The organism is Bradyrhizobium sp. USDA 3311 (assembly GCF_054062495.1).
Genome location: NZ_JBSSFI010000001.1, coordinates 1,071,853 through 1,097,897, shown reverse-complemented (window position 1 = coordinate 1,097,897; position 26,045 = coordinate 1,071,853). Strand labels below are relative to the sequence as shown.

General features: G+C 65.6%; 17 protein-coding genes and 1 pseudogene. 7 read left to right on the top strand and 11 right to left on the bottom strand.

Annotated elements, in window-relative coordinates:
* The first annotated feature begins 27 nt into the window (after window positions 1–27).
* From ACVWW6_RS05310 to ACVWW6_RS05300, 3 genes are all read left to right on the top strand, one after another.
* Window positions 28–1,644: an acyl-CoA carboxylase subunit beta gene (locus ACVWW6_RS05310; protein ID WP_456680289.1), complete on the top strand. Its 1,617-nt coding sequence runs from the start codon at window positions 28–30 to the stop codon at window positions 1,642–1,644.
* The gene (locus ACVWW6_RS05305; RefSeq protein WP_456680288.1) at window positions 1,641–3,617 is read left to right on the top strand and encodes an acetyl/propionyl/methylcrotonyl-CoA carboxylase subunit alpha; all 1,977 of its coding nucleotides are present in this window, start codon (window positions 1,641–1,643) and stop codon (window positions 3,615–3,617) included. The genes ACVWW6_RS05310 and ACVWW6_RS05305 overlap by 4 nt, the downstream gene beginning before the upstream one ends.
* Window positions 3,618–3,879: 262 nt before the next feature.
* Window positions 3,880–4,692 (top strand): hypothetical protein, encoded by an 813-nt coding sequence (locus ACVWW6_RS05300; protein ID WP_456683121.1) that lies wholly within the window; start codon window positions 3,880–3,882, stop codon window positions 4,690–4,692.
* On the opposite strand, the gene ACVWW6_RS05295 is transcribed toward ACVWW6_RS05300, so the two are convergent.
* The 7 genes from ACVWW6_RS05295 to ACVWW6_RS05265 form a co-directional block, all read right to left on the bottom strand.
* Window positions 4,664–5,650, bottom strand: coding sequence for an ABC transporter ATP-binding protein (locus tag ACVWW6_RS05295; protein WP_456680287.1), 987 nt, complete (start codon window positions 5,648–5,650; stop codon window positions 4,664–4,666). The genes ACVWW6_RS05300 and ACVWW6_RS05295 overlap by 29 nt on opposite strands.
* Entirely contained in the window at window positions 5,647–6,651 is a 1,005-nt protein-coding gene (locus ACVWW6_RS05290) for an ABC transporter ATP-binding protein (protein ID WP_456680286.1), read from the bottom strand. The genes ACVWW6_RS05295 and ACVWW6_RS05290 overlap by 4 nt, the downstream gene beginning before the upstream one ends.
* Window positions 6,651–7,544, bottom strand: coding sequence for an ABC transporter permease (locus ACVWW6_RS05285; protein ID WP_028172662.1), 894 nt, complete (start codon window positions 7,542–7,544; stop codon window positions 6,651–6,653). Before ACVWW6_RS05285 ends, ACVWW6_RS05290 begins: the two co-directional genes overlap by 1 nt.
* A gap of 197 nt (window positions 7,545–7,741) precedes the next feature.
* Window positions 7,742–8,689 (bottom strand): ABC transporter permease, encoded by a 948-nt coding sequence (locus ACVWW6_RS05280; RefSeq protein ID WP_011083812.1) that lies wholly within the window; start codon window positions 8,687–8,689, stop codon window positions 7,742–7,744.
* 30 nt (window positions 8,690–8,719) lie between these two features.
* The gene (locus tag ACVWW6_RS05275; protein WP_028172663.1) at window positions 8,720–10,318 is read right to left on the bottom strand and encodes an ABC transporter substrate-binding protein; all 1,599 of its coding nucleotides are present in this window, start codon (window positions 10,316–10,318) and stop codon (window positions 8,720–8,722) included.
* Window positions 10,319–10,636: 318 nt separating this feature from the next.
* A complete protein-coding gene (locus ACVWW6_RS05270; RefSeq protein ID WP_456680285.1) occupies window positions 10,637–12,187 on the bottom strand; it encodes an AMP-binding protein in 1,551 nt (516 codons plus the stop codon).
* Window positions 12,188–12,205: 18 nt separating this feature from the next.
* Window positions 12,206–13,360, bottom strand: a complete 1,155-nt coding sequence (locus tag ACVWW6_RS05265) for an iron-containing alcohol dehydrogenase (protein WP_456680284.1) — start codon at window positions 13,358–13,360, stop codon at window positions 12,206–12,208.
* 403 nt (window positions 13,361–13,763) lie between these two features.
* Between ACVWW6_RS05265 and ACVWW6_RS05260 the strand changes: the two genes are divergently transcribed.
* From ACVWW6_RS05260 to ACVWW6_RS05250, 3 genes and pseudogenes are all read left to right on the top strand, one after another.
* Window positions 13,764–14,981 (top strand): efflux RND transporter periplasmic adaptor subunit, encoded by a 1,218-nt coding sequence (locus ACVWW6_RS05260; protein WP_028172666.1) that lies wholly within the window; start codon window positions 13,764–13,766, stop codon window positions 14,979–14,981.
* Window positions 14,978–18,143 (top strand): annotated as a pseudogene (locus tag ACVWW6_RS05255) (efflux RND transporter permease subunit). The gene ACVWW6_RS05260 and the pseudogene ACVWW6_RS05255 overlap by 4 nt, the downstream one beginning before the upstream one ends.
* Window positions 18,144–18,417: 274 nt before the next feature.
* Window positions 18,418–19,611 (top strand): ABC transporter substrate-binding protein, encoded by a 1,194-nt coding sequence (locus ACVWW6_RS05250; RefSeq protein ID WP_161532960.1) that lies wholly within the window; start codon window positions 18,418–18,420, stop codon window positions 19,609–19,611.
* Window positions 19,612–19,803: 192 nt separating this feature from the next.
* On the opposite strand, the gene ACVWW6_RS05245 is transcribed toward ACVWW6_RS05250, so the two are convergent.
* Genes ACVWW6_RS05245 through ACVWW6_RS05230 form a run of 4 tightly spaced genes read right to left on the bottom strand, consistent with a single transcriptional unit; the run spans window position 19,804 to window position 24,402 of the window.
* Window positions 19,804–20,190 carry an MAPEG family protein gene (locus ACVWW6_RS05245; protein ID WP_456680283.1) on the bottom strand — a complete coding sequence of 129 codons (387 nt, stop codon included), beginning with the start codon at window positions 20,188–20,190 and terminating at the stop codon, window positions 19,804–19,806.
* Between the two features lie 27 nt (window positions 20,191–20,217).
* Entirely contained in the window at window positions 20,218–21,300 is a 1,083-nt protein-coding gene (locus ACVWW6_RS05240) for a lipocalin-like domain-containing protein (RefSeq protein WP_456680282.1), read from the bottom strand.
* Window positions 21,290–23,752 (bottom strand): FtsX-like permease family protein, encoded by a 2,463-nt coding sequence (locus tag ACVWW6_RS05235; protein ID WP_456680281.1) that lies wholly within the window; start codon window positions 23,750–23,752, stop codon window positions 21,290–21,292. The genes ACVWW6_RS05240 and ACVWW6_RS05235 overlap by 11 nt, the downstream gene beginning before the upstream one ends.
* Window positions 23,749–24,402, bottom strand: coding sequence for an ABC transporter ATP-binding protein (locus ACVWW6_RS05230; RefSeq protein WP_011083822.1), 654 nt, complete (start codon window positions 24,400–24,402; stop codon window positions 23,749–23,751). Before ACVWW6_RS05230 ends, ACVWW6_RS05235 begins: the two co-directional genes overlap by 4 nt.
* 145 nt (window positions 24,403–24,547) lie before the next feature.
* On the opposite strand from ACVWW6_RS05230, the gene ACVWW6_RS05225 reads away from it, so the two are divergent.
* A complete protein-coding gene (locus ACVWW6_RS05225) occupies window positions 24,548–25,882 on the top strand; it encodes an MFS transporter (protein WP_028172671.1) in 1,335 nt (444 codons plus the stop codon).
* Window positions 25,883–26,045: the final 163 nt, after the last annotated feature.

Genomic DNA, 26,045 nt, shown 5'->3' with positions numbered 1-26,045 from the left:
GCCCCGGAATGACGGGAAGGAGCATTAATGTCCATTCTCGAAAACACCATTTCCCCCGGCAGCGCGGCCTACCACGCCAACCGCGACGGCATGCTGGGTTTGATCGACCGCATGCGCGCGCTGGAAGAGCGCACGCGTGCCGCATCGGCCGCGGCAAAGGACCGCTTTCACAAGCGCGGTCAGCTGCTGCCGCGCGAGCGCGTCGCGCTGGTGCTCGATCCCGGCGCGCCCTTCATCGAGCTGTCGACGCTCGCCGGCTACATGTTCGACGTGCCCGATCCGAACAAGAGCGTGCCGGGCGGCGGCGTCATCGCCGGCATCGGCTTCGTCTCGGGCATCCGCTGCATGGTCAGCGCCAGCGATTCCGGCATCGACGCCGGCGCGCTGCAGCCGTTCGGCCTCGACAAGACGCTGCGGGTGCAGGAGCTCGCGCTGGAGAACAAGCTACCCTACGTGCAGCTGGTCGAAAGCGCCGGCGCCAATCTGCTGCGCTACCGCGTCGAGGATTTTGTTCGCGGCGGCAACATCTTTCGCAACCTGGCGCGGCTCTCGGCGGCGGGTCTCCCGGTCGTCACGGTGACGCACGGCTCGTCCACCGCGGGCGGCGCCTACCAGACCGGCCTGTCCGACTACATCGTCATGGTGCGCGGCCGCACCCGTGCCTTCCTCGCAGGGCCGCCGCTGCTAAAAGCCGCAACCGGTGAGATCGCGACCGAGGAAGAGCTTGGCGGCGCCGAGATGCACACCCAGGTCTCCGGCCTCGGCGACTATCTCGCTGAGGACGATCGCGACGCGCTGCGCATCGCGCGCGAGATCATGGCGGCCCTGGAGTGGGAGCGGCCGGACGGAGCTGCTCCGCAATTCAAGCCGCCGCGCTACGACCAGGACGAGCTGCTCGGCATCATGCCGATGGACCACAAGCGCCCCGTGGACATGAAGCAGGTGATTGCCCGCATCATCGATGATTCCGACTTCACCGAGATGGCGCCGAATTACGGCCCGGCAACCGTCTGCGGCCATGCCCGCATCGAGGGCCAGGCGATCGGCATCATCACCAACAACGGCCCGCTCGATCCTGCCGGCGCCAACAAGGCAACGCATTTCATCCAGGCTTGCTGTCAGACCCGCACGCCGATCCTCTATCTGAACAACACCACCGGCTACATGGTCGGCAAGGCCTACGAGGAAGCCGGCATGATCAAGCACGGCTCCAAGATGATCCAGGCGGTGACGTCGGCGCCGGTGCCGCAGATCACCATCTATTGCGGCGCCTCGTTCGGCGCCGGCAATTACGGCATGTGCGGGCGCGGCTTCCATCCGCGCTTCTGCTTCTCCTGGCCGAACGCCAAGACGGCGGTGATGGGCGGCGAGCAGGCCGCCGAGACCATGGCCATCGTGACGGAAGCCGCCGCCGCGCGGCGCGGCAAGCCGATCGAGAAGGACAAGCTCGATGCGATGAAGGCGCAGATCGTCGGCGTGTTCGATGGTCAGATGGACGTGTTCTCGACCAGCGCGCGCGTGCTCGACGACGGCGTGATCGATCCGCGCGACACCCGGGCGGTCCTCTCCGAAGTGCTCGCGATCTGCCGCGAAGGCGACGCACGCACGCCCCAGCGCATGCAGTTTTCGGTGGCCCGGCCATGAGGAACGGATCAGTGCAGCACCGGCCGTTCTTCAAGGTCCTGATCGCCAACCGCGGCGAGATCGCGTTGCGGGTGATGCGCAGCGCGCGCAAGCTTGGCCTCGGCGTCGTCGCGGTCTATTCCGACGCGGATCGCGATGCGCTCCATGTGCGGCAGGCCGATCAGGCCGTGCGCATCGGCGAGGCGCTGCCGGCGCAATCCTATCTCAACATCCCCGCGATCATTGCCGCGGCGAAAGCCAGCGGCGCGGATGCCGTCCATCCCGGCTACGGTTTCCTCGCCGAGAACGAGGACTTTGCGCAGGCCTGCAAGGACGCCGGTCTCGTCTTCATCGGCCCGTCGCCCCAGGCGATCGAGGCGATGGGCAACAAGGCCGGTGCCAAGGAGATCATGCGGAAGGCCGGTGTGCCCTGCGTGCCCGGCTATCAGGGCCTTGAGCAAGGCGACGAGGTCATGCTCGCGGAGGCCAAGAAGATCGGCTTTCCCGTGATGATCAAGGCGGTGGCCGGCGGTGGTGGTCGCGGCATGCGGCTCGTGACCGATGCTGCATCCTTCCCCGACGCGCTGCGCAGCGCGCGGTCGGAGGCGAAGGCTGCGTTCGGTGATGCCACGGTCATCCTCGAACGCGCGATCCAGAATCCACGCCATATCGAAATCCAGGTGTTCGGCGACAGCCACGGCAACGCCATTCATCTCGGCGAGCGTGACTGCTCCGTGCAGCGGCGGCACCAGAAGCTGATCGAGGAAGCGCCGTCGCCGGCCGTCACGCCGGAGCTGCGTGCGAGAATGGGCGAGGTCGCCGTCGCCGCGGTGAAGGCGCTGCGTTACGAGGGCGCCGGTACGCTGGAATTCCTGCTCGATGCGAGCGGGGAGTTCTACTTCATGGAGATGAACACCCGTCTCCAGGTCGAGCATCCCGTGACCGAGGCGATCACGGGGCTCGATCTCGTCGAGCTGCAGCTGCGCGTCGCGCGCGGCGAGCAATTGCCGGTGAGGCAGCAGGACATCCGCTTCGCAGGTCACGCCATCGAGGTGCGGCTCTGCTCGGAAGATGCCGCGCAGGATTTCATGCCGCAGTCCGGCAGCATGGCGCGCTGGCAGGTGCCGGATGGCATCCGCGTCGAGCACGCGCTGCAATCAGGCTCGGAGATCCCGCCGTTCTACGATTCCATGATCGCCAAGGTGATTAGCCACGGCGCGACACGCGAGGAGGCGAGGGGACGGCTGATCGTCGGCCTGGAGCAGCTCACCGCCTTCGGCGTGACCACCAACCAGGCCTTCCTGATGTCCTGCCTGCGTCATCCCGGCTTTGCCAGGGGCGAGGCGACGACGGCGTTCATCGGCGCGCATCGCGACGAGCTGCTGGCTCCCCCGGCGGACGCGGCGTTCGGCACGGCGCTGGCAGGCCTGCTGCTCTACGTCACAAATCCGCGCGCGCCGTCATGGCGGCGCGGCCGGAGCCTGTCGGCAACGTTTCCGCTTCCTGCGAAAATCGAGATCGCCGGCCAGGCGCGCGAACTCGAAGTTACGCGAGAGCGGGATGGTGGGTACACCGTCGCCACCGACGGCCGGCAGGACAAGTTCGAAATTGATCAGCTCGATCCTGACGCGATCCGCTTCCGTCACGACGGCATGATGGACAGCGCCAAATTCCTGCGCGATGGCGATCGGCTCTATCTCCAGCATCGCGGCTTTCCGCTCGCGGTGACCGACTTCACTCTCGCTGCGCCAAAGGCGGCGGCAACCAACGGCGGCGACGGAAAAGTCCGCGCCGCCATGAACGGCCGCGTCGTCGCCGTCCTGGTCAAGCCGGGCGACCGCGTCGCCGCCGGCCAGCCGGTGCTGACGCTGGAAGCGATGAAAATGGAGCACGTCCACAAGGCCGGCATCGACGGCGTCGTCGCCGCGATCGACGTCACCGAGGGTGAGCAGGTGACCACGGGCAGGATCGTCGCGGAGATCGGAGCGGGGTAGCGCGGCAAATTCGATTGCGAGCGCAGCGAAGCAATCCAGAATCTTTCCGCGGCGGCAGTCTGGATTGCTTCGCTGCGCTCGCAATGACGACGGAGATGCTGCCCCGAACTCAACTCGCTGCGGGTTGCTGGCCTCCGTCTCGTATGGAATCATAAATAATTTCAAAGAGATGTTAGAAATTTGCATCGATAGTGCGATTCGGATTGAACAATGTTCATTAGTGGATTACCAATACTGAACATTGTTCAAATACGGAGCTCCCATGTTGTGCGCACATGACCACGCTCAAAAGCCCAATGTCACGTTCCCCTCAACGCCCCGTCGGTTCGCCGCACCTACAGTTCGCGAAAAATACCTGATCGGCGCGCTCTTCGTTCTGACCCTGGCGGCGCTGCTGGCGCCGACACTGCCCGCCGCCGCGTGGCACATCCCGCATTTCGTCGACGCCCGCTCCTGGCTCGGCGTGCCCAATGCCGGCGACGTACTGAGCAATCTCGCCTTCCTCGCGATGGGCGTCTGGGGCTCGGAGCGGCTGCGCGCCCGCCATGATGCACCCGTGGGAGCAAGCTGGTTTTTTGTGGGACTGATCCTCACTTGCTTAGGCTCGGGCTTCTATCATCTGGACCCCGACATGCCGCAACGGCTCGTGGCCGATCGTCTCGGCATGGCGGTGGCGTTCGCGGGATTCCTGGGCATCGCGGCCAGCGAGCGCATCAGCGTGCGCGCGGGCGAGGCAGTGCTGGTGCTGATGATGGTTGCGGGCCTGCTCGCGGCCTGGGTGGCACGCGACAACCTCACGCCATGGGTGGTCGTGCAGTTCGGCGGCATGGCGTTGGCCGTGGGACTGGCGCTGACACCGCCCCGGCCTGGTGCGCTTGGCGTGCCGCTCGGCGGCGTGATTTTCTTTTATGTGCTGGCCAAGCTTTTCGAGCTCGGAGACGAGGCCGTTTTCGAAGCGACAGGGCACATCGTCTCGGGCCACACACTCAAGCATCTGGCTGCTGCGCTGGCGGCGTGGCCGGTGATCCGGGCGTTGGCGCCTGTTGCTATTGGCTCCGCCCAGTCCCGTCATTGAGCAAACACGCCACCTGGTGCCCGTCGCCCGCATCTAATAGCGCCGGCCGCTCCGTCCTGCACCGGTCCATCGCGAACCGGCAGCGCGTGTGAAACGCACAGCCGGATGGCGGATTGACCGGGCTCGGCACGTCGCCGTCGACCAGCGGCGCGAGCTTCTTCGCGAGCGGGTTGGCGATCGGCACCGAGGCGAGCAGGGCCTGCGTGTAGGGATGGCGCGGGTTCTTGAACAGCTCGTCCTTGGCGGCGATCTCGACGATGCGGCCGAGATACATCACCGCGACGCGGTGGCTGATATGGGCGACCACGGCGAGGTCGTGCGCGATGAAGAGATAGGAGAAGCCGTGCTGGCGTTGCAGGTCGATCAGCAGATTGATCACCTGCGCCTGGATCGAGACGTCGAGCGCGGAGACCGGCTCGTCGCAGACGATCAGGCGCGGCCCCAGCGCGAGCGCCCGTGCGATGCAGATGCGCTGGCGCTGGCCGCCGGAGAATTGATGCGGAAAGTTGCGCATCTGGTCGGGCCGCAGGCCGACCTGCTCGAACAGCTTTGCAGTCCGCGCTTCCAGCTCCTTGCCGCTCGCGAGCCCGTGCACGGCCAGCGGCTCTCCGACAATGTCGCCCGCGGTCATGCGCGGATTGAGCGAAGCAAAGGGGTCCTGGAACACGATCTGCATCGAGCGACGGTGCGGGCGCAGCGCCGCCTTGGAAAGATGCGTGATGTCCTCGCCCTCGAGACGGATCTGGCCCGAGGTCGGTTCGACCAGCCGCAGCACGCTGCGCGCCACCGTCGACTTGCCGCAGCCGGACTCGCCGACCAGCCCCAATGTTTCGCCGACACCAACCGTGAACGAGACGCCGTCCACCGCGTGCACGGTGCCGACCTGCCGGCGCAACACGCCGGCGCGCACCGGGTAGTGCTTCCTAAGGTCGGTGACCTCGAGCAGTGCTTCGGTCATGCGACCTCCGCGACGTCAGCCGCGCGCCAGCAGGCGGCGAGATGGCCGCCGCCCCAATCCTGCAATGGCGGGTACTCCTCGCAGCGCTTGATCGCGAGCTTGCAGCGCGGCGCGAAGGCGCAGCCCTGTGGCAGCCGCACCAGCGATGGCACGGTGCCGGGAATTTCGTTGAGCCGCGCCTGCGTCGCGGCGCCGGACGCCGGCACCGACGGAATCGAGGCCATCAGCCCGCGCGTATAAGGGTGCTTGGGATCGGCGAACAGCGCCTCGACGCTGGCTTCCTCGACCTTCCTGCCCGCATACATCACGATCACGCGCTGCGCGGTCTGCGCGACGACGCCGAGATCATGCGTGATGAGAACGTGCCCGGTGCCGAGCTCCTTCTGGAGGTCGAGGATCAGCGCCAGGATCTGCGCCTGGATGGTGACATCCAGCGCAGTGGTCGGCTCGTCCGCGATCAGCAGCGCCGGCCGGCAGGCCAGCGCCATCGCGATCATCGCGCGCTGACGCATGCCGCCCGACAACTGGTGCGGATATTCCCGCGCGCGCCGTGCCGGCTCTGGAATCCGTACCAGCCGCAGCATCTCGACTGCGATGTTCCGGGCTTCTTTGGCCGACATCACCCGGTGCAGCCGCACGGCCTCGACGATCTGGTCGCCGATCCGCATGACGGGATTGAGCGACGTCATCGGCTCCTGGAAGATCATGGAGATGCGGTTGCCCCTAACGGCGCGCATCTCCGCCTCGTCCAGCGTCAACAAATCGGTGCCTTCGAGCGAGACCGACCCGCCGACGATGCGGCCGGGCGGATCGGGCACCAGCCGCATCAGCGACAGCGCGGTGACGCTCTTGCCGCAGCCGGACTCGCCGACGATCGCCAGCGTCTCGCCGCGCCTGACGGTGAAGGAAACATCATCGACGGCCTTGAAGAGACCGGAGTTCGTGAAGAACACCGTCTTCAGGTTCTTCACTTCGAGCACGAGATCGGATTTATCAGCCATCAGCCGCGCTGCCGGGGATCGAGGATGTCACGCAGGGCGTCGCCGAACAGGTTGGCGCCGAACACGGCGAGGCTGATCGCGATCCCCGGGAAGATCACCAGCCACGGCGCGGTGCGGGCATATTCGGCAGCGGATTCCGACAGCATGCGGCCCCAGGACGGATAAGGCTCGGGAATGCCGAGGCCGAGGAAGGAGAGCGAGGCTTCGGTCAGGATCGTCGAGCCGAGCTGGGCGGTCGCCAGCACGATCAGCGGCGCCAGCGTGTTCGGTAGCACGTGGCGGAGCGCGATGCGCACCTCGCTCATGCCGATCGACTTGGCAGCTTCGATAAAGGGCAGCTCGCGCAGCGCCAGCGTGTTGGCGCGGACGACACGCGACACGGTCGGGATCAGCGGAATGGCAATGGCGATGATGACGTTCGGCAAGGACGGACCGAGTGCGGCGGTCATGATCAACGCCAGGACCAGCAATGGAAGCGCCTGGAGGACGTCGGAGACACGCTGGAACACCAGATCGACCCAGCCGGAGAGATAACCGGACGTCAGCCCGACGATCACGCCGATCGTGCCGCCGAGCGCGGTCGAGCCGATGCCGACGGCAAGCGAGATGCGCGAGCCATGAATGATGCGGCTGAAGACGTCGCGGCCGAAAGAGTCCGTTCCCATCCAGTGCGCCAGGCTTGGGCGGGCCAGCGCACGGGCGGCGTCGATCGTCAGGGGGTCATAGCGTGCAATGAAATCGGCAAAGATTGCGGTCAGCACGAACGCCGTCATGATGACGAGCCCCGCAGCGCCGAGCACATGCCGCTGCGCCAGAAACAGCACACGCCGCCAGCCCCCGGTCGCATGCATGCCGGCGCGCCTGAGTTCGAGATCATAGTCGATCGTAGCCATGTGAGCTCTATCTTCCCCCTCTCCCCGCTTGCGGGGGGAGGGTCGGGGTGAGGGGGGCTCTCCAAGGGGGAGGTGAGAATTGGACCCGCGGAGACTCCCCCTCACCCGAATTTGCGCTTTGCGCAAATTCGACCTCTCCCCGCAAGCGGGGAGAGGTGAAGGGGAGCGCGCTCGCGGCGTGAGCAATAGTCATCAGATCAATCCGTGTACCGGATACGCGGGTCGAACACCGCATACAGCATGTCGACGATGAAATTCGCGCTGACCACCACCACGGCGATCAGCATCACGAGGTTCTGCACGATCGGATAATCGCGCCAGCGGATCGCCTCGACCAGGAAGCGTGCGACACCGGGGATGTTGAACACGGTCTCGGTGACGATCAGGCCGCCGATCAGGAACGCGGCCTCGATCCCGATCACGGTGATGACGGGCAGGATCGCGTTCTTCAGCGCATGCTGGTAGTTCACCGCGGCGTCGGACGCGCCCTTGGCGCGCGCGGTGCGGATGTAATCCTGCCGCAGCACCTCCAGCATCGAGGAGCGGGTGATGCGCATGGTCAGTGCCGAACTGCGGAATCCGACCACCATCGCCGGGATGCAATAGGTTGCAACCGCCTCCCCAAAACTCTGGGGGTTGGGATTGAACAGCGGCATCTGGCCGAACATCGCCACCGACGCCGTGAGGACCAGCAGCCCCAGCCAGAATGACGGCAGCGACAGGCCGGAAAGACTGACGACGCGCAGCGCGTAGTCGAGCCGCGTTCCCTGCTTCACCGCGCTGATGACGCCCAAGGGAATCCCGATCGACGCCGAAAACAGCAGTGCCAGGCCGGCAAGCCGCGCCGTGATCGGGATCCGCGGCAGGATCTCCTGAAGCGCCGGCTTCTCCGAGACATAGGAGTAGCCGAAATCGCCGCGCAGGAAGCCGCTGATCCAGTGCCAATATTGCACCACCAGCGGCTGGTCGATGCCGAGCTCCTTCTCCAGATTGGCCTTGTCGGCGGGATCGACATAGCCGGCCGCGGCGAACAGGATGTCGACGATGTTGCCGGGCACGATGCGCAGCAGGAAGAAGATGACGACCGAGATCCCGAACAGGGTCACGAGCATCAGGAACAGGCGCCGCACCAGATAGGCAAACATCCCGCGCCCTCCCGTCGAACCGTTAGCGCGCTACTTGTCCATCCAAACGTCTTCGTACCGGTATCCATTATAGGAGCTGTTCGACATGACGGTCACGCCCTTGACATAGGGCTGCCAGCAGCTGCCGGTGCGCGCGTGGAAGATGATCGGGCGCGCGACGTCCTCCTGCAACTTCTTGTCGATGTCCCACACGAGCTTCTTGCGTTTGGCGATATCGGTCTCCTGCGACTGCACGTCGAACAGCTTTTCGATCTCCTTGTTGCAGTAGTTGGTGTAGTTGCGTTCGGAACCGCAGGAATAGTTCTCGTAGAACGACTGGTCGGGATCGTCGACTGCGTTGCCGGTCAGGTTGAGCCCGAGCATGTAGTCCTTGCGCGCGATCTTCGGAAACCAGTTCGCGGTCTCGACCACGTCGAGCTCGCCGTCGATATAGATGCTCTTGAGCTGGTCGATCAGGATCACCGCGGGATCGCGGTAGACCGGAATGTTGCGGGTGGAGATCTTGACGGCGAGGTGCTTGTCCGGGCCGTAGCCGGCCTTCTGCATCAGCTTCTTGGCTTCCTCGCGGTTGGCGTTCACATCGGGGCCATAGCCCGGAATGGTCTCGAGCATCTCCTTCGGCATGCCCCACAGCCCGTTCGGCTGCGGCAGCATGGTGCCGCCGACATCGCCCTGGCCCTCGAACATGATCGAGATGAAGGCCTTGCGGTCGAGCGCCAGCGCCATGGCGCGGCGGATGTCGATGTTGTCGAACGGCGGCGAGGAGGAGTTGACGATGATGTTTGTCGCGACATTGTTGGGCTCGACCACGCAGACCGCGTTCGGCGCCTGGGATTTCACGTCCTTGAGCAGCGGAATGCTCACCTCCGTCGGGAAGGTCATGTCGAACTTGCCGGCGACGAAGGCGAGGATGGCGGTCGAGCGGTTCGGAATGATGGTGAGCTCGATGCCGTCGAGATAGGGCCGGCCCTCGCGCCAATAGTCGGGATTGCGGGTCAGCTTGATCGATTCATTGGCCTTGAACTCGACGAACTTGAACGGCCCGGTGCCGATCGGGTGCGTACGCATGTCGCCGGGCGAGACATGGCAGGGATAGACCGGCGTATAGCCCGAGGCGAGCAGCGCCAGCAGCGAAGGCTGCGGCCGCTTCAGGTTGAAGGAGACCTCGAGATCGCCGTTGGTCGAGATGTCGTTGACCTGGTCGTACCAGGTCTTGCGCGGGTTCTGCCGGAACTTCTGCTGCGATTTGCCCATCAGCATGTCGAAGGTGCATTTGACGTCCGCAGAGGTGAACGGCTTGCCGTCGTGCCATTTGACGCCCGGGCGCAGCTTGAAGGTCAGTGTCTTGTTGTCGTTCACCCAGGCCCAGCTCTCCGCGAGCTCGGGGACGATGGTGTCCATGCTGTTCTGCGCCACGTCCTGCTTGTAGATGACGAGGTTGTTGAACACAGGCATGAAGGGAACGTTGAGCGAGTAGGTCGCGCCTTCATGGATCGAGGCATTGCCGGGGCTGTCGCGGTGATACATCCGCAGGATTCCGCCCTGCTTGGGCCCGCCGGCCAATGCGATGGTCGAAAACGCCAGCAAAGATAGCGCCGCCGTCGCGGCAAGCGCCCGCACGCTCCGCATCCTCGTCCTCCCTGGACAACAGCCTTTTGCGGCCTGTTGAAGCGACGATAGCGACGCGCGCGTAGCGAGGCAACCGGCAAGGGTGGCGGCGCTCTCGACAATTCGGATGACGGAAGGCCGCAGGTCTCACTCTTTCACAATGAAAGAGTTCCCCCGGCGTCGTCCTGGCGAAAGCCAGGACCCATTACCCCAGGGAGGTGTTTGGCGAAGATCGTCGTCCGGTATTGCGACCTACAACAATCGCGAGATCACGCGGTATGGGTCCTGGCCTTCGCCAGGACGACACTGAATGTGTGGCGCAGGATTGCCCAAAACCGCTCACACAATCCGCGACGACTTGTTCCCCCAGTAACGGTCGCGCAGCAGCCGCTTGTACAGCTTCCCCGTCGGCAGCCGCGGCAATTCCTTCTCGAAATCGACCGAGCGCGGCACCTTCTGCCGCGACAGCGATTGGCCGCAGAAGGCGATCAGCTCCTCGGCAAGCGCCTCGCCCGGCACCACGCCCGGCATCGGCTGCACCACCGCCTTCACCTCTTCGCCGAGATCGGGATTGGGCACGCCGAACACGGCGGCGTCCGCAACCTTCGGGTGCGTGATCAGCAGATTTTCGCATTCCTGCGGATAGATGTTCACGCCGCCCGAGATGATCATGAAGGTCGCGCGGTCGGTGAGGTAGAGGAAGCGGTCGGCATCGACATAGCCGACGTCGCCGACCGTGCTCATGCTGCCGTCGGCCGAGCGCGCCTCTTTCGTCTTCTCCGGATCGTTGAAATATTCGAACGGCGATGCGGTCTTGAACCACACCTGGCCCGGCGTGCCGGTCGGGCATTCCCGCATGTTCTCATCGAGAATGTGGAGGTCGCCCAGCAGCACCTTGCCGACGGTGCCGCGATGGCTAAGCCACTCCTCGCTGTTGCAGGCGGTGAAGCCGAGGCCTTCGGTCGCGCCGTAATATTCGTGGATGATCGGCCCCCACCATTTGATGATGTCGTCCTTGACGAGGGCCGGGCAGGGCGCCGCAGCATGGATCGCGATCTCGAGCGAAGACAGGTCGTAGCGCTTTCGCACCTCTTCCGGCAGCTTCAGCATGCGCGAGAACATCGTCGGCACCAGCTGGGTGTGTGTGATGCCCCATCGCTCGACGAGCTGGAGATAGCGTTCCGGATCGAAGCTCTCCATGATGATAACGGTGCCGCCCATGCGGATCGTGAGGTTCACGGCGGCTTGCGGCGCGGAGTGATAGAGCGGCGCCGGCGACAGATAGACCATGCCCTCGCGGTAGTGCCAGAGCTTCGTCAGGAAATCGAACAGCGGCAGATTGTGTTTCGGCGGCTCCTCCGGCAGCGGCCGCAGGATGCCCTTCGGCCGCCCTGTCGTGCCGGATGAATAGAGCATCGCGGTGCCGAGCCACTCATCCGCAATCGGGGTCTTCGGCAGACCGGCGGTCACTTCGGCAAGTCCGACGATGCGGTCACTCTCGCCGGGACCGTCGGCGACGACACAGAGCCTGATGTCGGGGCAGGCCTGGATCGCCTCGCGCGCGATGTCGAGCTTCGCCAGGGAGGTGATCAGGATTTTGGACTGGCTGTTGACCAGGAGATAGGCGAGCTCGCCGGGCGTGAGGAAGGAGTTGATGCAGGTGTAGTACAGCCCGGACCGCTCACCGGCGCCGCAGGCCTCGAGATAGCGCGAATTGTTCTCCATGAAGATCGAATAGTGATCGAGCCGCTTCAAACCGTGCTTGCGGAACAGGTGCGCCAGGCGGTTGCTGCGCGCCTCGAGCTCACGATAGGTGACGGTCTCGCCGGTCGCCGCCATGATGAAGGCGGGCTGGAGCGGGCGCAGGCGGGCATGGAGACCAGTGTACATCGATCCTCCGGCTTGAGATTATGCGGCGAGAAGCAGGATTTCGCGCAACTGCGCGGGGCCGTCGATCTTGCGCGGGTTGCGCGGCACCCAGGGCGTGCGCATCGCCTGCTCGGCGATGGCGTCGAAATGCTCGGGCGAGACGTGCACCTCCGCGAGGCTGCGCGGCATGCCGAGCGAGCGGATGAAGGCGTCCAGCACGTCGGCGGCGTTGTGGCCGGGAAAGCCCATGGCGGCGGCCACGATCATCTGGCGCTCGGCATTGTCGCGCGCATTCCAGCGCATTACCGCCGGCAGCATGATGCAGGAGGTGTAGCCGTGCGGCACGTCGAAGGCCGCACCCAGCACGTAGCCGATGCCATGGCTCGCCCCCATCGGCACGCCGGCCGCAAGCGCGCCCATCGACAGCCAGGTGCCGATCTGCGCATCCATTCGTGCGTCGAGGTCGGCGGGATCGGCCTTCACCCGCGGCAGCGCGTCGGCGAGCATGGCGAGGCCCTTGACCGATTGCGCGTCGGCATAAGGGTGCGTCTCGCGCGAGCAGATCGCCTCGACGCAATGGTCCACCGCGCGGATGCCGGTGGACAGGAACAGCCATTCCGGCGTGTGCACGGTGATGGCGGGATCGAGGATGGTCGCGCGCGGCACCGTGAGCGGATGCCGCAGCATCTGCTTCACATGCGTGCTGCGGTCGGTCACGCCCGCGATCGCGCTGAACTCGCCGCCGGCAATGGTCGTCGGCACGCTGATCTGCCGTACGGTCGGCGCGTTCATCTCCGGCGCGACGCCCTTGTGCACGCGGATGCGCTCGATGCCGTCGACATCGTCGATGCCGTTGGCAAGGCAGAGCTGCACCGCCTTGGCGCCGTCGGTGATCGAGCCGCCGCCGACCGTGACGATCAGGTCGGCGTCCACCTCGCGGGCCGTATTGGCGGCGGCGATCACCGCCTCGCGCGGCGTGTGCGCCGGCATGGCGTCGAACACGCCCGCACAGCGTGCGCCGAGCGCCTGTCTGATCTTCTCGATTTCGTCGGTCTGCCGGTTCAGCGTGCCGGAGACCATCAGGAAGGCACGGCGCGTCCCCAGCCGGTCCATCTGCGCGACGATGGCGCCTGCCGCAGGATGGCCGAAGACGACCTCCTCGATCGCGCCGTAAACGACACGTCCCTGGTGCACGTCTGTCCTCCCGGACAATTCGTCTTGTTCTTGTAGAGGTAATCTAGCCGAGCCTGCCCCGCCCGTCATGCGCGAAGACGCTGGCTACTCTTCTCCCTCTCCCCGCCTGCGGGGAGAGGGTTGGGGTGAGGGGGGCTCTCCGCAAGGGAGGTGACAGTTGGACTCGCGGAGACTCCCCCTCACCCGGATCGCAACTTGCGATGCGATTCGGCCTCTCCCCGCAAGCTGGGAGAGGCGAAGGAGCGCCATCTCCCTCCCTGTCAACCCGTCATCAGGCTAGGTCCTCTCGCCGAGCGTTGCGCGAGCCATCGTCTTGAAGATTTCATTATGGCAGCCCATCTTGTGTCCCCCGCGGGTAGGCGAGTACCCTGCGTTTTCTGCGGCTTTTATGCGAGGACCTGGGATGAGCGGACCGGATGGAAGCGAGCAACTTGTCAAAACGCACGATTTCGTTCGGCCGCGGCCTTACGCCATCGCCGGCCTTCTCGCCGCGGCGTTTGCACTCACCGGTTGCGGACAGCCGACCTCGCAGGCCGCGGCCCCGCCACCTCCGCCGGTGACGGTCGCCCAGCCGGTCAAGCGCACCGTCACCGATTGGGACGAATTCACCGGCCGCTTCGAGGCCGTGGAGGAGGTGCAGGTGCGCCCCCGTGTCGGCGGCTTCGTCAACTCCGTCGAATTCCAGGACGGCGCCATCGTGCACCAGGGCGATCTGCTCTACGTCATCGACCCGCGTCCGTTCGAGGCGGTGGCGGAGCAGGCGGACGGTCAGCTCTCCGATGCGCGCGCCAAGGTGGAGCTTGCCAAGCGCGAGCTCGATCGCGGCCTCAACCTGGTGCAGACCAGCGCCGTCTCCGAGCAGGTCGTCGATCAGCGCCGCCAGGCCTTGCAGGCCGCGCACGCGGCGGAAGTGCAGGCCGAAGGCGCGCTCAAGGCCGCCAAGCTCAACATCGAATTCACCCATGTGACCGCGCCCCTCACGGGCCGCGTCAGCCGCCATCTCGTCAGCCCCGGCAATCTCGTGCAGGGCAGCGATACCGGCACTTCGACGCTGCTCACCTCGATCGTCGCGCTGGATCCGATCTACGTCTATTTCGACATGGATGAGACGACGTTCATCAAATACAGCAAGCTCTGGTTCGAAGGTAAGCGCCCGAGCTCGCGCGATACGGCGAACCCGGTGCAGGTGACGCTGGCCGGCGAGACCAAGCCCTCGCATGAGGGCACCATCAACTTCCTCGACAACCGCCTCGATGTCTCCACCGGGACCCTGCGCAGCCGCGCCGTGATCAAGAACACCGATCTGTCGATCCTGCCCGGCCAGTTCGGCCGCGTCCGCCTGATCGGCAGCGCGCCCTACGAGGCGCTGCTGATCCCGGATGTCGCCGTTGCGACCGACCAGTCCCGCAAGATCGTGTTCGTGGTCAAGCCTGATGACACCGTCGAAGCGCGTCCCGTGGTGCTTGGGCCGATCGACGATGGCCTGCGCGTGATCCGCGAAGGGTTGAAGGCTGACGACCGCGTCATCGTCAACGGCATCCAGCGCGCCCGCGTCGGCGCCAAGGTCGCTCCGTCTCCCGCGCCCGCGCCGGCCGGCGGCAAGCCCGGTGACAAGTCATGAACCTTGGCCGCCTCTCCATCAACCAGCCCATCCTGGCGATGGTGCTGTCGATCGTGCTGCTGATCGTCGGCGCGCTCGCCTATACGACGCTGCCGGTCTCCGAATATCCGCAAGTCGTGCCGCCGACCGTCGTCGTCACCACGCAATATCCCGGCGCCTCCGCGCAGACCGTGTCCGACACGGTCGCCGCTCCGATCGAGCAGCAGATCAACGGCGTCGAGGACATGCTGTATCTCTACAGCCAGGCGACCTCGAACGGGCAATTGACGATCACCGTCACCTTCAAGCTCGGCACCGACCTCGACAAGGCACAGGTGCTGGTGCAGAACCGCGTCGCGATCGCGCAGCCGCAACTGCCGGACGAGGTGCAGCGCAACGGCGTCGTCACCCGCAAGAACTCGCCCGACATCCTGATGGTCGTGTTCATGCTGTCGCCCGACGACAGCTTCGACCAGCTCTACATCTCCAACTACGCGCTGCTCCAGGTCCGCGACCAGCTGCTTCGCATCGACGGCGTCGGCGACATCCAGATCTTCGGCGCGCGCGATTATTCGATGCGGCTGTGGCTCGATCCCGACCGGATCGCAAATCTCGGCCTGACCTCGACCGAGGTGCTGGCGGCGATCCGTGCCCAGAACGTGCAGATCGCGGGCGGACAGATTGCCGAGCCGCCGATCGCCGATCGCGCCTTCCAGCCGAACCTCACCTTCACCGGACGCCTGAAGGACCAGAAGCAGTTCGAGGACATCCTGATCAAGGCCGGCTCCGACGGCCGCACGGTGCGGCTGCGCGACGTCGCCCGGATCGAGCTCGGGGCGCTGGCGTATTCCACCAACAGCTTCCTGTTGCGCAAGTCGGCGGTCGCGATGCTGGTGACGCAGCGGCCGGGATCGAACGCGCTCGCGACGGCCAAACACATCTCCGACACCATGACGAAGCTCAAGGAGAGTTTTCCGAAAGGCCTCGACTACAATATCGGCTACAACCCGACCGAGTTCATCGCGCAGTCGGTCCACGAGCTGATCAAGACCATTTACGAGGCGATGCTGCTCGTGGTCATCGTGGTGCTGGTGTTCCTCCAGGGATGGCGGCCCGCGATCATTCCGATCATTGCGATCCCGGTTTCGCTGGTCGGCACCTTTGCGGTGATGGCGGCGCTCGGCTTCTCCATCAACAATCTCACGCTGTTCGGTCTCGTGCTCGCGGTCGGCATCGTGGTCGATGACGCCATCGTGGTGGTGGAGAATGTGGAGCGCCATCTTGAGCACGGCCTGAGCCGGCGCGATGCCGCGCTGAAGACCATGGAAGAGGTCGGCGGCGCGCTGGTCTCGATCGCGCTGGTGCTGTGCGCGGTGTTCGTGCCGACCGCATTTCTGGGCGGCATTTCCGGGCAGTTCTTCCAGCAATTCGCCCGTCACCATTGCGGTTGCGACCGCGATCTCCTGCTTCTGCTCGCTGACGCTGTCACCGGCGCTGGCCTCGCAGATCCTGACGCCGCACGAGGAGAAGCGGCCGCCGGCGAGCTGGAACGTCGTCGCGCGCGGCTGGAATGCCTTCACCGGCGTCTTCAACCGCACGTTCGACCGTCTCGCGCATGGCTATGCCGGCCTTGCCAATTTCGTGATCCGGCACTCGGTGGTGATGCTGCTAATCTATGTCGTGCTAATCGGCAGCGCAGGCTGGCTGATCGGGACGACGTCGCAGGGCTTCATCCCGGCGCAGGACCGCGGCTACGTCATTATCTCAGTGCAGTTGCCGGGTGCGGCATCGCTGGCGCGGACCACCGAGATTGTCCGAGAGATCGAGCGGATCTCGCTGGACACGCCAGGCATTATCCGCGTGGCGGCCTTCGCCGGCTTCTCGGGCGCGACACGAACGCAGGCCGGCAATGCGGCGGCGCTCTTCCCTGTGTTCGATGAGCCCGAGGTGCGGCTGAAGAAGGGCCTGACCGCGAATGCCATCACGGCCGAGCTGCGCAAGCGCCTCGCCGCGATCCAGGGCGCCTTCATCATCGTGATTCCGCCACCCGCCGTGCCCGGCATCGGCACGGGCGGCGGCTTCACCATCCGCATCCAGGACCGCCAGGGCCGAGGGCCCGAGCTGCTGGCATCCGCGACCGACGAGCTCGTCGCCGCCGCCCGCAAATCGCCCTCGCTGCTCGCTCCGACGGTGTTCTCGCCGTTCTCAGCCAACACGCCGCAGCTCTTCGTCGACATCGACCGAACCAAGGCGCAGAAGCTCGGTGTACCCATCGCCAACATCAACGACACGATCCAGACCTATTTCGGATCGACCTATGTCAACGACTTCAACCTGTTCGGCCGCACCTACCACGTCACCGCGCAGGCCGATTTCCCGTTCCGCAAAGAGCCGAGCGATCTCGCGCGGCTGCGCACGCGCAACGCCTCCGGCGACATGGTGATGCTCGGCAGCGTGGTCGACTTCAAGGATGTCTCGGGGCCCGACCGCGTCGCGCGCTACAATCTTTACGCGGCGTCCGAGCTCCAGGGCGAGCCGGCGCCTGGGACGAGCTCGACCACCGCGCTCAACGCCATCAAGAAGCTCGCCGACGACACCCTGCCGAGCGGCTTCACCTTCGAGTGGACGGATCTCTCTTACCAGCAGGTCACCGGCGGCAACGCGGGCCTGCTGGTATTCCCGATCTGCGTGCTGTTCGTCTATCTCGTGCTCGCCGCGCAATATGGCAGCTGGACCCTGCCGTTCGCGGTGATCCTGATCGTGCCGATGTGCCTGCTAGCGGCCACCATCGGCGTCCGCATCATGGGGCAGGACGTCAACATCCTCACCCAGATCGGCTTCGTCGTGCTGGTGGGACTGGCGGCGAAGAACGCGATCCTGATCGTCGAGTTCGCGCGCGACATCGAGAACGAAGGCAAGCCGCGGTTGGAGGCCGTGATCGACGCCTGCCGCCTGCGTCTGCGGCCGATCCTGATGACCTCCTTCGCCTTCATTCTCGGCGTGCTGCCGCTGGTGGTCTCGACGGGCTCCGGTTCGGAAATGCGCCAAGCCGTCGGTGTCGCCGTCTTCTTCGGCATGCTCGGCGTCACCCTGTTCGGGCTTCTGTTCACGCCGATCTTCTATGTGGTGGTGCGCAACCTGGCTGAGGGGAAGAACGACGGGAAGCCGAAGGTCGCAATGTGATGTTTCTCCAGCGTCGTCCTGGCGAAAGCCAGGACCCATTACCCCAGGGAGAAGTTGCGGCGCGAGCAGGTTGCGACCACCGGTCTTCGCCAAATTGCTCCCTGGGGTATTGGGTCCTGGATCTACGCTCCGCTTCGCTGCGCTTGTCCAGGACGACGGTTTTTTGTGGTGCCGCCCTTCATACTAACGACCAACACGCAATGGATGGGCATTCCCGGGGTTCTTCACTAGTATCCGCGCGATTTCAAAACAGAACACTGCTGGGAGCCAACACATGAAATCAGCCCTTTTGGCCGCCGTCGCAACCTCGGCCCTGCTGCTGGCAGCACCGGCCTCCGCGCAAGGCGTCAAGATCGGCATCCTCAACGACCAGTCCGGCGTCTATGCAGACTACGGCGGCAAATGGTCGGTCGAAGCGGCCAGGATGGCGATCGAAGATTTTGGCGGCGAGGTGCTCGGTCAGAAGATCGAGCTCGTCACCGCCGACCACCAGAACAAGCCGGATCTGGCGAGCTCGATCGCGCGGCGCTGGTACGATGTCGAGAACGTCGACATGATCACGGAGCTGACGACCTCCTCGGTCGCGCTCGCGATCCACGAGCTCTCCAAGGAAAAGAAAAAGATCGACATCGTCGTGGGCGCCGCGACCTCGCGCCTCACCGGCGATGCCTGCCAGCCCTACGGCTTCCACTGGGCCTATGACACCCGCGCGCTCGGCGTCGGCACCGGCGGCGCGCTGACCAAGGCCGGCGGCGACACCTGGTTCTTCCTCACCGCGGACTACGCCTTCGGCTACGCGCTGGAGAAGGACACCAGCGAGATCGTCACCGCCAATGGCGGCAAGGTGGTCGGCTCGGTGCGCGTGCCGCTCAATTCCTCGGACTTCTCTTCCTTCCTGCTGCAGGCGCAGAGCTCCAAGGCCAAGATCGTGGGCCTCGCCAATGCCGGCCTCGACACCACCAACTCGATCAAGCAGGCGTCCGAGTTCGGCATCGTCTCCGGCGGCCAGAAGCTCGCCGGCCTCCTGATGACGCTCGCCGAAGTGAACGGCCTCGGCCTGCAGGCCGCGCAAGGCCTGGTGCTGACCGAGGGCTATTACTGGGATCTCAACGACAAGACCCGCAATCTCGGCGAACGTTTCCTCAAGCGCACCGGGCGGATGCCGAGCATGATCCATGCCGGCACCTATTCGGCGACGCTGAGCTATCTGAAAGCGGTCAAGGCCGCCGGCACCAAGGATCCGGAAGCCGTCGCCAAGAAGCTGAAGGAGCTGCCGGTCGACGACGACTTCGCGCAAGGCGGCAAGGTTCTCGAGAACGGCCGCATGGTCCACGACATGTATCTGTTCGAGGTCAAGAAGCCCTCGGAGTCGAAGAAGCCCTGGGACTACTACAAGCTGCTCGCCACCGTCCCCGGCGACAAGGCATTCTTCACCGCCAAGGACAGCGGCTGCCCGCTGACGAAGTAGGGGCGAGGACCGCGCTACAATCTCCGAGTCGTCCCGGCGCAGGCCGGGACCCATAACCCCAGGGAGAAGTGTGGTGCGAGATTCCCACTACGAGTCTTCGCAAAATCACTCCCTGTGGGTATGGGTCCCGGATCTGCGCTCCGCTTCGCTGCGCTTGTCCGGGACGACGGCGGAATGGCCGCAGCCCCCGCCTCACACCAGCCGCGACACCACCGCCCCGATCGCCCCTACCCATAGCGCTATGGCGGCCAGCGCCTGGACCGCAAAGCCCGGGCCGCGCTTTGCGGCGGCCTGCGAATAGCCGATGAAATAGACGATGCGGCCGGCGATCCAGACCACGCCGATTCCGGCCGCGACGGCGTCGCTGATATAGATCGCGAACAGCCAGAGCGACGGCAGGAAGATAGGCATCCATTCCAGCGTGTTGACCTGGATGCGGAAGGCGCGCTCGAAGTCCGGGTGTCCTGAGGTCGCCGGCACCTTGATGCCCGTCCTCGCTCGCGCGCGCGAGACGTTGATGGTGGCGAAGAAATAAAACGCAATCGCCAGCAGCGTGACGAGGGCGGTGAGGTGATACATCGCTCGCTTCCTTGAAGAGGTCGCGCTTCAATACCCGGTCAGCTCGAGATAGCCAACACCGTCATGCGTGCCGGCAAAGCTGATCGGCCCTTCCCAATAGGAGAAGCCGGTCCCCATCCAGGCCTTTGGATTGAGCGGCTTGCATTGGATTGAGAACGAGCGCGAGGGGATGGCGATTTGCCACTCCACCGGCAGCTTGCGCCCCGCGACCTCGGCGGTCGCCTTCGGCGTCATCTGGATGTCGCTGCCCGAGATCATCTGCGTGCTGCCGGTGGCGGTGATCCAGTTGCCGAACGGATAGTCCTTGCCGTCCTTCTGCCGCAGCCGGTACAGCATCAGCTTGTCGCCGGATGCAAGATGCAGCGACAGCCAGTCCCAGCCGGTCTGGTCGGCGTCGAGCGGCTGGCTGCTCCACTCGCGGTCCATCCAGGCCTGCCCCGACACATCAACCGGCTTGTCATCGATGGTGAGCGTGCCGCGCGCGCGGTAGAACGGCTGGCTGTAATAGTAGGAGGCCTGGCCGCGCTCCGACTTGCGGCTGAAGCCGCCGTCACCCTGCAACACCACCGCACGATCGGCCTCCAGCGTGAGCGCATAGCTGAAGTTCGTGCCGGAGGCCTTCAGCGTCAGGGGCGCCAAAGTGCGATCGTCGGTGCGCTCAAGACCCTTCATCTCCCAATCGTCGATCCACGCCGCGAAGGGCTTCACTTCGACGCCGGCCTGTCCGATCCCGCCGCGCGAAAACAGCTCGCTGAAGCGATGGGTGTCGGCACGCGTCACCGCCGCATGCGCCATCCAGATCTGCTGATTGGCCCAGCCTTCGCCTTGCGGTCCCGGCTGCGCCGCCTGACGGAACAGCGTCCATTGCAGGCCGCAAGCCGCGCCGCTGCTGTCGACGAGGTTCGCCGTGAGATACCACCACTCGATGCGAAATTCCGGATGCGGCCCGTGATCGGCGGGGAAGGCGAACGTCTTTCCCGGCGTGACCTTCGCAAAGCCGTCGGCCGTCTCGCCGAGCCCGGCATAGCCTTGCGCGCCGGCGCGGCTCGCAAGAGCGAGCGCGGCTATGCCGCCGGCAAATGCGCGCCGCGAGATCTTGTCAGCGCTCATTGGCAAACACCTTGACGAGGTTCGCCGGCTGCATCCGCGCCAGCCGTGCGACCGGCAGCAGCGCGGCGAGCAGCGAGGCGACCAGCGCGACCGCGACCAGCTCGACGAGTTGCAGCGGGAACACATGGAACGGCAGCCGCCAGCCGAACGCCTTCACATTCACGATCGCAATCAGGCACCACGCCACCAGCAGCCCGAGCGGCACGGCCAGCAGCGAGGTGAACAGCGCCACCGACAGCGTCTTGGTCAATTCGATCGCGGCGAGGCGCGGCCGCGTGATGCCGATCGCCCACAGCGGTGCGAGCTGCGGCAGGCGGGAGTTGGCCAGCGTCAAAAGACTGGTCAGCAGCGCGATGCCGGCGACACCGAGCGTGAAAGCGTTCAGCGCCGATGTCACCGCAAAGGTGCGGTTGAAGATGCGGATCGATTCCGCCTTCACCGTCGCCTGGTCGGCGACGCTGCGGTCGTCGAGTGCAAACCGCTTCTGCAAGGCCGCGATCAAGTCCGGAATCTTGTCCCGCGCGACGATGAGGCCGATCCGCGTCTGTGGCGTCTGCGGAAAGTGACGGATCAGCGCCGCGACATTCACGGCCAGCTGACCCTTGGGATTGCCGTAATCGGCATAGATGCCGACGATGTCGAGCTCCCAGGTCCCGCCCGGCGCCGGCACCTCGACGACGTCGCCGACGCGGACGTTGAGGCGGCGGCTCAATTGCTCGCTGATGAAGGCGGCATTGCCCGGCACCAGCTGGGTCCAGGCGCGTGGCGCAGTCTCCAGCAGCGGCCAGCGCTCGCGATAGAGTGCGTGATCGGGCAGGCCGAACAGCTCCACCGGCTGGCCCTGGACTTGCGTCTCGGCGCGGCCGCCCGACAGGATCGCCTGGACTTCGCTGCGCTCCTTCAGCCAGTTCCGGATCGCGACGCCGTGCGCATTGTCGGAAGCGCTGATGTAGACGTCGGCCGCGAGCCGCCCGTTGAGCCAGCCGACGAAAGTGCGGCTGAAGGTTTCCACCATGGTGGAGACGCCGACATTGACGGCGAGCGCGAGCAGCAGCGCCATCAGTGCCAGCGACAGCCCGGAGAGCTGCTGCCGGCTGTCCGCCCAGAACCACAGCGCGAGCGGTCCTCGCGCGCCGCGCTGGCCTATGAGCAGGATGATGTCGAGGAAGGCCGGCAGGATCAGTGCCGCGCCCAGCATCAGCGCCGCCAGCACGCCGAAGCCTGCGATCAGCGATTCGCCATAGTGAAGCAGCAGCAGCGCGACCGCGAACACCATGCACGCCGCAATGCTTTGCAGGATCAGCCAGCGGCGCTGCCTCTGCTGCCAGGCGTACGGCTGCGCGGTCGCCAGCACCGGCATCCTGATCGCCTTGATCAGGCTGGTCGCCGCCGCAACGAGCGCGCCGGCAACGCTGATGCCGATGCCGGCGAGCCACCATTCGGGCTGCAAGCTGAGTTGCCCCGGGATCTGCGCGCCATAGAGCCCGCGCAGCGACGCCGCGACGTCGGGCAACAGCGCTGCCGCGATGAAATAGCCGCAGACGAGCCCGATCAGTCCGGCGACCAGCGCCAGCGCCACCAGCTCGATCACCAGCACCGTGTTGACGAGGCGTGCCGAGGCGCCGCAGGCCCGCAACGTGCGCAGCATCGGCAGTCGCTGCTCGAAGGCAAGACCCACGGCCGAATTGACGATGAACAGGCCGACGAAGAACGACAACAGGCCGAAGGCGGTGAGGTTGAGATGGAAACTGTCGGTGAGACGCTCCAGCTCCGTCTCCGCATTCGGCTCGACCCGTTGCAGCCGGTCGCCGACGACGCTCGCCAGCGGCGCCGGCTTGCCCTTCGGCTTGCCGATCAGCAACCGCGAGATTTGGTCCGGCTTGTTCAGGAGCGTCTGTGCCACGCCGATATCGACCACCAGCACGTCGGGCACGAGCTGCGGCTGCACGTGCAGCGGCGGCAGTGTTGCGCCGCTGCTGATCGGCGGCGCCGCGCCTTCCTGCTCCTGCAAGTCGGCCAGCGTCTCCTTCGCCACCAGCGTCCGGCCGGGCGGCGCGACGAAGCTCGTCAGGTCCGCGGCACCAAGGCGTGGCGCGTTGCCGACATCGACCGGCAGCGTCACCGGCTCGATGCCGAGCAGCCGCACCGAGCGCCCGTTGATCTGGACGCGGCCCTCCAGCACCGGCGAGACCGGCCAGCCTGCGCGGCGGAGCCTGACGAACAGGTCTTGCGAGAAGGTCGCCGCATTGGGTGCGACCAGCATCGGCGTCCGCACGCCGCCGAACGTCGCCGCGGCGCGGTCATAGGCATTGCGGGCCTGCTGGTTGATCGCCTGCACGCCGCTCCACAGCGCGGTCGCGGCGATCAGCCCGATCAGAAGTGTCGCGAACTGCATCCTGTGCCGCCGCCAATGGCTCAGGAGCACCGCGAGGACCCACAGCGCGCGCCTCATGCGATTCGCCCCGCATGCAAAGTGAGGTGGCGGTCGAGCGTGCCGGCCAGATGCAGGCTGTGCGTCACCATCAGGAAGCCGCAGCCGGTGCGCGTGACGAGGTCGCGCGTCAGCGCCAGCACGTCCTCGGCGGTCGCTTCATCCAGATTTCCGGTCGGCTCGTCCGCGAGCAGCAGCGAGGGTCTTGTCGCGAGCGCCCGGCCGATCGCGACCCGCTGCTGCTGGCCGCCGGACAATTGCTCGGGATAGCGCTTCAGGAGGGCGCCGAGCCCGAGCCGTTCGACCAATTCACTGGACCAGGCCGCGTCGTGCCGGCCGGCGATCCGCGCCTGGAAGGCCAGATTGTCGGCCACCGACAGGCTCGGGATCAGGTTGTACTGCTGGAACACGAGGCCGATCCGGTCGCGCCGCAGGCTGGCGCGCCCCGCGTCGGACAGCTTGGTGACCTCGGTGTCTTCCAACCGGATCGAGCCGCCATCGGCGGCATCGAGCCCCGCGATCAGGTGCAGCAGCGTGCTCTTGCCGCTGCCGGATTCGCCGGTGAGCGCGACGCGTTCACCGGCCTTGAGGTCAAGGTCGACGCCGCGCAGCACGTGGACCGGTTCGGCGGCCGAGGAGAACGTCTTGGAGAGATTTCGGATGCTCAGCACGATGAATGGCGCCGGACGGAATTAACGGAAATGCTGCGTAGCACACCTGCCGCGGAAATGCCGGGGTTGCGTTGCCGTCGAAGCCGTTGTTAGCTCCAACAACGGCCAAATCAAAAAACTGCCAAAAAGACAGACGGGGAGAACGATGAGCGCTCAGGGAACGCCCATGGTGGCGGGCAAGACGACGACATCCAGGGAAACACCGAAGGGCGCCTGGACGGTCACCTTTCTGCTGTTTCTATTTATGCTGGTTAACTTCGCCGACAAGATCGTCGTCGGCCTCGCCGGCGTGCCGATCATGGCGGATCTGAAGCTCTCCCCGGAGCAGTTCGGCCTGCTCGGGTCTTCGTTCTTCTTCCTGTTCTCGATCTCGGCCATCGTGGTCGGCTTCATCGTCAACAAGGTGCCGACGCGCTGGGTGCTCCTGACGCTGGCGGTGGTCTGGGCGCTGGCGCAGTTTCCGATGGTCGGCACCGTCTCCTTCACCACGCTGCTGATCTGCCGCATCGTGCTGGGCGCCGGCGAAGGCCCGGCCTTCTCGGTCGCCGCGCACGCCATCTACAAATGGTTCCCCGACGAGAAGCGCACGCTGCCGACTGCGATCCTGTCGCAAGGCTCGGCTTTCGGCGTCATCCTGGCCGTGCCGGCGCTGAACTGGGTCATCGTCAATCACTCCTGGCACTACGCCTTCGGCGCGCTCGGCGTCGTCGGCCTGATCTGGGTCTGTGCCTGGCTCGCGCTCGGCAAGGAAGGCCCGCTGGAGGACACGCACACCCTTGCGGCCACCGAGGCGAAAATTCCCTATCTTCAGCTTCTCACCTCGCGCACCTTCGTCGGCTGCGTCGCGGCGACCTTCGGGGCTTATTGGGCGCTGTCGCTGGGCCTGACCTGGTTCACGCCGTTCATCATCAAGGGCCTCGGTTTCTCGCAGAGCCAGGCCGGCTGGATTTCGACCCTGCCCTGGGTGTTCGGCGCCACCATCGTGATCCTGACGGGTTGGATCTCGCAACTGATGATGGCCCGCGGCTCGACCACGCGCGTCGCCCGCGGCGTGCTCGGCTCGGTCCCGTTGATGGTCGGCGGCCTGATCCTGGCTGCGATGCCGTATGTTCAGGGCGCCGGCCTTCAGCTCGCCTTGCTCGTGGTCGGAACGGGCCTGTGCGGCGCGATCTACGTCGTCTGTCCGCCCATGCTCGGCGAATTCACGCCGTCGTCGCAGCGCGGCGCGATCCTGGCGATCTACGGCGCGCTCTACACGCTCTCGGGCATCATCGCGCCCGCCGTGATGGGCACCGTGATCCAGCGCGCCGGTAGCATGCTCGACGGCTACATGACCGGCTTCACCATCAACGCCGTGATCATGGTCGGCTCCGGCCTGCTCGGCCTGGCCCTGCTCTGGCCGAACAGCGAAAAGGCTCGGCTGACGCGCGCTGCCGCCCCGCAGGCAGCGGCGCTGAAAGGCGCGGTGTCGCCGACGTAAGGGGTGGCAGGCGTTCAAGGCCCGCCACAAACACCGCTGTCGTCCCGGCGAAGGCCGGGACCCATAACCACAGGGAGTGGATTGAGGCGAAGCTGATAACTCCAAGTCTTCGCAAAACAATTGCCGGGGCGTATGGGTCCCGGCCTTCGCCGGGACGACACCG